Raw genomic sequence first — 5,669 nt, 5'->3', positions numbered from 1 at the left:
CTGGGCGGGCGGTAATGAGACCTGAGCCACCCTTGACAAGTTTGCCAGCGGCGTGCTCTGGGTCGTCGCACCCCCCGCCATGGCCCATGGCTGGAGTTCCAGCGACAAAAGAGTGTCCGAGGTTTTCATGCGAGTCAGTGTAAGAGAATCCTCCTCATGTCTGATTCGCCCTCGCGCCGCACCCTCATCCTTGGCTCGACCTCGCCTTACCGGCGGGAGTTGATGCAGCGCTTGCGCCTGCCTTTTGAGGTGCAACGCCCAGAGGTCGACGAAACCCCTCTTTCTGGCGAAAAACCAGCAGATTTAGCACTTCGCTTGGCGTTGGCCAAGGCCCAAGCGGTGGCCCAGCGTTTTCCGCAAGCCATCGTGATTGGCTCGGACCAAGTGGCAGATTTGCATGGCGAACCCTTGGGCAAGCCGGGCAACCATGCCAACGCAGTGGCGCAATTGCAGCAAATGCGTGGGCAAACCGTGGTCTTTCAAACCGCGGTATCGGTGGTGTGCATGGCCACAGGGTTTGCCCAAAGCGAGTTGGCGCAGGTGAAAGTGCAGTTTCGCCATGTCAGCGACGCCGCCATTGAGGCCTATTTACAAGCTGAACAGCCTTATGACTGCGCGGGCAGCGCCAAAAGCGAAGGTTTGGGTATTGCTTTGCTGGAGCGCATCGACAACCAAGACCCCACCGCTTTGGTGGGTCTGCCATTGATACTTACCTGCCGCTTGTTGCGTGCTGCCGGAATGCCTTTGTATGACTGATAGTTCACTTAGGGGTGCGCTGTATTTGGTTCCTGCGCCGCTGGATTTTCATTGCGACACCCAAGTGCCGTTGGACTGGGTGCTGCCTCTGCACACCATGGAAGTGGCAGCAGGCTTGTCGCATTGGGTGTGTGAAAACGCCAAATCTGCCCGCGCTTTGCTTAAACGCATTGACGCTTATAAACCGCTTGCAACCGCTTTGCAGGCACAAACCATCGTTGAATTGCCCAGAGAAGTGCATAAAAAAGGCGACCACGGCACAGCGTGGGACGCCAAAGCCTTGTTGCAAGTAGCTGTGCAAGGCATTGATATCGGTTTGCTGAGTGAAGCCGGTATGCCGGCGGTGGCCGACCCTGGCTCCTCCTTGGTCCGTGCCGCCCATGACTTGGGTTTGGCTGTGGTGCCTTTGGTAGGACCCTGCTCTTTGGTCTTGGCTTTGGCCGCCAGCGGGCTCAATGGGCAGTCATTTGCTTTTGTCGGCTATGTGCCGCAAGACAGCGCACAACGCAACCAACATCTTGCCAATCTTGAAAAGCTGGCCTTGCAAAGTGGTCAAACCCAAATCTTGATCGAGACGCCTTACCGCAATGCCGCTGTCATGGCAGCCTTGCTGGGATCTTTAAAGGACAGCACCCGATTGGCTATTTGCAGTGGATTGACCTTGCCGCAGATGAAAATACAGAGCTTGAGGGTGGTTGATTGGAAACGCCTGAACCCCAAACCAGACAAACACACGCCAGTGGTGTTTGCCTTTGGGCCTTGAATTGAGGTCTTGAAAACCCTGAATGCTCAGCGTAAATGCGGTACGACATTCAACGACGCCTTGACCACCGCCTCGCCAAAGGCAGCGCCAAAGCGTTTGGCCAAGCGTTCAGCCACATTGTCTTGGCGGGTGTAATCCACAATGTCTTCGGCCTTAACCACATCACGGGCTACGCTGTCGAGCGTGCCATAGGCATCGGCCAAACCCAGCTCGATAGATTTTTGTCCACTCCAAAACAAACCGCTGAAAATTTCGGGGTTTTCTTTCAAACGGTCTCCCCGCCCTTGACGCACAACCTTGATGAACTGTTGGTGGATTTGATCAAGCATATTTTGCGCATAGGCGCGGTGCTGTTTCGACTGCGGGGTGAAAGGATCCAAAAAGCCTTTGTTCTCTCCGGCGGTAAGTAAGCGCCGCTCCACGCCCACCTTGTCCATCAGGCCAGTGAAACCAAATCCGTCCATCAACACACCAATACTTCCGACGATGCTGGCCTTGTCGACAAAGATTTTGTCCGCACTGACCGCGATGTAATAAGCCGCTGAGGCGCAGGTTTCCTCGACCACCGCATACACCGGTTTTTGATGCAAGGCTTTGAGGCGACGGATCTCATCGTTGATCATGCCGGCTTGCACGGGGCTGCCACCAGGAGAGTTGATCAACAACACAATCGCTTGAGCGCCCTCATCCTCAAAGGCGCTGCGCAACGAGGTCATGATGGCGTCGGCGTTGGCATTGGCTTCGCTGTCAATTTCACCCTTGATTTCAATTAAAGCGGTGTGTGAGGATGGGTTGGCCGAGGTTGCGGCCTTGTTGTGGTGCGTGCTGAACCACAGCAATGCACCAGCCAAGGCCAGCCACAAAAAGCGAAAACCAATGCGCCAGCGTCTGGCTGCTCGCTGCTCGGCGATTTGGGCCATCACCAATCGCTCTAGAGCTTGTCGCTCCCACCCAGGTTCACCAGGGTTTTTGTCAATAGCAGGGGTATCGTTAAGGGAGTCGTTCTCGGTTGTCATATTCAAAATTCCAAAGGCTTCAAGTTGTATTCAGTATGCCAGTGCACCACGCCATCGGTTTCTGAAAGGTTAATTTTCACCAAGCCCCCACGGCAGGGACCGCCCACACAGTCGCCCGTGTCAGGCGCATAGGTCGCACCATGGGTGGCGCACAACAGCCAACGGCCATCGGGATCGAAAAACCGGTCGGACTGGTAATCCATTTCCATGGCAATGTGGCTGCAGCGGTTGAGGTAAGCATTGACCTGACCTTCAAACCTGACTGCAAATGCACGACAGGTTTGACCGGCATAAACCACATCGAAAGGCACGGCCAGGCCGCCCTCTTGCAAATCGGCGCTGTTGCACAGGGGTTGCAGTTCAGGCATGGTCAAGCAACCAAGTGTGTAGTTCGGCGACGCTGTGCACCACTGCGCGTGGATGAAAATCTTCCAGACCAGACCTGCCATGGGCGCCATAACTCACGCCCACACTGGCGCAACCGGCGTTGTTGGCCATTTGCAGATCATGGGTGGTGTCGCCAATCATCAAGGTACGCTCGGGCGTGACACCCAACTCGGCCATCAACTCTTGCAACATGCGCGGGTCGGGCTTGCCAGCGGTCTCGTCAGCGGTACGCGAAGCATCAAAAATGCCGCGCAATGCCACTTGGTGCAGGGCCTCATCCAAGCCTTTGCGGCTTTTGCCAGTGGCAACCGCTAACAAATGCTGGCGCTCATGCAGCGCTTGAAGCAAGGGCATGACCCCATCAAACAAAGACAAATCGTTGTGGTGCAAGGCGTAGTGGTAACGGTAGCGCTCACCAAGCAGGGGATATTTTTCTTTGGGGACATCAGGGGCGGCGTGGGCCAATGCGGGCATCAAGGCCATGCCAATCACATACGCCGCTTGTTCGTTACTGGGGGCTTGTCCCCCGACATCAGTCACCGCCGCCTGTATACAGCGTACGATGATTTGCGTGGAGTCGTATAAGGTGCCGTCCCAATCGAAGGCGATCAGGTCAAATTGGCGCGAGCGGTGGAGGTTGGACATGGTCAACAAACTGTTGTAATTCGGGGGGCAAATCAGCCTGCAAAGTCTGCGGTTTGCCCAAACTAGGATGGATGAACTGTAACCGCCAAGCGTGCAAGAACATGCGCTTTAAGCCCTGCGTTGCAAGGCGTTTGTTCAGGCTGAAGTCGCCGTATTTGTCGTCCCCCACAATGGGATAGCCTTGGCTGGCCAGATGCACCCTAATTTGGTGGGTACGTCCGGTTTTGATGGTGACTTCCAACAAGCTGAAGTCTCCCACCAAACGTGCAACCCGCACCAAGGTGATGGCGCGTTGAGCGCCTGGGTCTGTCAGGGCCGCGATACGCACGCGGCGCTCGCCTTCACTCACCCCGTCTGGCAGCAAGTAGCGCTGTAAAGGTAAATCGATGACTTTTTTGTTGGAGGGCCACTGCCCATGAACCAAGGCAAGGTAAGTTTTGCCAGTTTCACGGTCGCGGAACTGGTCTTGCAAGCGGGTGAGCGCACTGCGCTTTTTGGCCACCAGTAGCACGCCCGAGGTTTCACGGTCTAGGCGGTGCACCAACTCCAACATACGAGCACCCGGTCGGGCTTGGCGCAATTGCTCGATCACACCAAAGCTGATCCCACTGCCGCCATGCACCGCGACACCTGCGGGTTTGTTGATGGCCAACATGTGCTCGTCCTCCATCAGAAGGGGGAATTCCCGCCCAGGCACGGGCAGCGCATCAGCGTCGGGGGTGGCCACGCGAACCGGGGGAATGCGCACCACATCGCCGGTTTGGACACGCGTGTCAGCGCTGGCACGGCCCTTGTTGACCCTCACCTCGCCGGTGCGAATGATGCGGTAGACGTGGGTCTTGGGCACACCTTTTAAGTAGCGAATCAGAAAATTGTCCAAGCGTTGACCGGCCGATTCTTCGTCCACGGTCAGGGCTTGGACAGCTGCCGCGACAGGGATTTGTTCAGCGTCTATAATGTTCTTCACCAGTGCCAGGTTCTAAGTGCTTGATTTGAATAAGAGATTAGAGCACGTCCTACCAGCGCTGAGAGGTCGATGCCCATTGTGGCCGCCGGACGCCCAACCGCCCTTTGCGGTCTGCCCTGCACCACAAGACGAGCCGATGCCTTGGAAAACCTTGAAACGAAATACCCCAGCTGCCGGTTTGCGTTAAACCGACAGAGGATCAAAGCGAGATAGATAAGCATGAATCTGGTGTTGGTTATGTTGAAATTTTGTTTGACTTGGCTGTTGCCATCGTCAGGCACGAGCGCTTCACAGCCCCGCACCCGCTTCCCCTCGAACCCACTGGCGCCTCAAGCCCAGCCTGTTCGTATTCGCATCACGCCTAACCCTCCCCCGCAGGAGCGTCGGCGCCGTTGACGCGCCGATCTCTGTAGCTGTCCGGTTCCCCGTTTCTTTTTCCAGCATTGGCTTGCGGCATCGTTGGTCCGACATGGACCTGTGTTGTTGTAATGCTATGAAAAGGAACGCATCATGAAACGGATGCTTATCAATGCCACCCAGGCCGAAGAGCGCCGCTTGGCCATCGTCGACGGACAAAAACTCCTAGACTACGAAATCGAAATTGAAGGGCGCGAACAGCGCAAAGGCAATATTTACAAAGCTGTGGTCACCCGGGTCGAACCCTCGCTTGAGGCTTGTTTTGTCGATTACGGTGAAGAGCGTCATGGCTTTTTGCCATTCAAAGAAATCTCTAAACAGTATTTCTCTGGCAATGTGTCAGCTTCCCAAGCCCGCATTCAGGACGTGATCAAAGAGGGTCAGGAAATGCTGATCCAGGTGGAAAAGGAAGAGCGCGGCAACAAAGGCGCGGCCCTCACCACCTTCATCAGCTTGGCCGGTCGCTATGTGGTGCTCATGCCCAACAACCCCAGAGGCGGGGGTGTCAGTCGTCGCATCGAGGGTGACGACCGCGCTGAACTCAAAGAAGCCATGGACCAGTTGGAATACCCCAATGGCATGTCCATCATTGCCCGCACCGCTGGCATCGGCAGAAGCGCCCCAGAGTTGCAATGGGACTTGAACTACCTATTGAAACTGTGGACCGCCATCGATGGGGCCAGTGGCGCAAAAGGTGCTTTCTTGATTTACCAAGAAT

General features: G+C 55.9%; 7 protein-coding genes. 3 read left to right on the top strand and 4 right to left on the bottom strand.

Annotation, left to right across the window (positions count from 1 at the left end; translation table 11 throughout):
- Positions 1 to 156: 156 nt before the first annotated feature.
- On the top strand, positions 157 to 756 hold the full coding sequence (locus AC9UEO_RS03125) for a Maf family nucleotide pyrophosphatase (protein ID WP_509529706.1): 600 nt from the start codon (positions 157 to 159) through the stop codon (positions 754 to 756).
- On the top strand, positions 749 to 1,519 hold the full coding sequence (locus tag AC9UEO_RS03120; RefSeq protein ID WP_509529704.1) for an SAM-dependent methyltransferase: 771 nt from the start codon (positions 749 to 751) through the stop codon (positions 1,517 to 1,519). Before AC9UEO_RS03125 ends, AC9UEO_RS03120 begins: the two co-directional genes overlap by 8 nt.
- A 26-nt stretch (positions 1,520 to 1,545) precedes the next feature.
- On the opposite strand, the gene AC9UEO_RS03115 is transcribed toward AC9UEO_RS03120, so the two are convergent.
- From AC9UEO_RS03115 to AC9UEO_RS03100, 4 genes are read right to left on the bottom strand one after another with little or no spacing between them, the layout of a single operon-like run.
- The gene (locus AC9UEO_RS03115) at positions 1,546 to 2,535 is read right to left on the bottom strand and encodes a S49 family peptidase (protein WP_509529701.1); all 990 of its coding nucleotides are present in this window, start codon (positions 2,533 to 2,535) and stop codon (positions 1,546 to 1,548) included.
- 2 nt (positions 2,536 to 2,537) lie between these two features.
- A complete protein-coding gene (locus AC9UEO_RS03110; protein WP_509529699.1) occupies positions 2,538 to 2,903 on the bottom strand; it encodes a Rieske (2Fe-2S) protein in 366 nt (121 codons plus the stop codon).
- Positions 2,896 to 3,567: an HAD family hydrolase gene (locus AC9UEO_RS03105; protein WP_509529697.1), complete on the bottom strand. Its 672-nt coding sequence runs from the start codon at positions 3,565 to 3,567 to the stop codon at positions 2,896 to 2,898. Before AC9UEO_RS03105 ends, AC9UEO_RS03110 begins: the two co-directional genes overlap by 8 nt.
- Entirely contained in the window at positions 3,536 to 4,534 is a 999-nt protein-coding gene (locus tag AC9UEO_RS03100; protein WP_509529695.1) for an RluA family pseudouridine synthase, read from the bottom strand. The genes AC9UEO_RS03105 and AC9UEO_RS03100 overlap by 32 nt, the downstream gene beginning before the upstream one ends.
- A 510-nt stretch (positions 4,535 to 5,044) precedes the next feature.
- Between AC9UEO_RS03100 and AC9UEO_RS03095 the strand changes: the two genes are divergently transcribed.
- Positions 5,045 to 5,669, top strand: a 625-nt coding sequence (locus AC9UEO_RS03095; RefSeq protein ID WP_509529692.1) for a ribonuclease E/G, incomplete at its 3' end; no start/stop codon positions are given.

Origin of the sequence: Limnohabitans sp., from assembly GCF_040401495.1 — a bacterium.
In the GTDB taxonomy this organism is placed as follows: Bacteria; Pseudomonadota; Gammaproteobacteria; order Burkholderiales; family Burkholderiaceae_C; genus Limnohabitans.
Note: the sequence above shows the minus strand (reverse complement) of the source record. Positions and strands in the feature narration are given on the sequence as shown.

What these genes read in the sequence shown, in the direction of transcription:
- AC9UEO_RS03125 (WP_509529706.1), top strand. Translation starts at nt 157, where the DNA reads ATGTCTGATTCGCCCTCGCGCCGCACCCTCATCCTTGGCTCGACCTCG.
- AC9UEO_RS03120 (WP_509529704.1), top strand. Translation starts at nt 749, where the DNA reads ATGACTGATAGTTCACTTAGGGGTGCGCTGTATTTGGTTCCTGCGCCG.
- AC9UEO_RS03115 (WP_509529701.1), bottom strand. Translation starts at nt 2,535, where the DNA reads ATGACAACCGAGAACGACTCCCTTAACGATACCCCTGCTATTGACAAA.
- AC9UEO_RS03110 (WP_509529699.1), bottom strand. Translation starts at nt 2,903, where the DNA reads ATGCCTGAACTGCAACCCCTGTGCAACAGCGCCGATTTGCAAGAGGGC.
- AC9UEO_RS03105 (WP_509529697.1), bottom strand. Translation starts at nt 3,567, where the DNA reads ATGTCCAACCTCCACCGCTCGCGCCAATTTGACCTGATCGCCTTCGAT.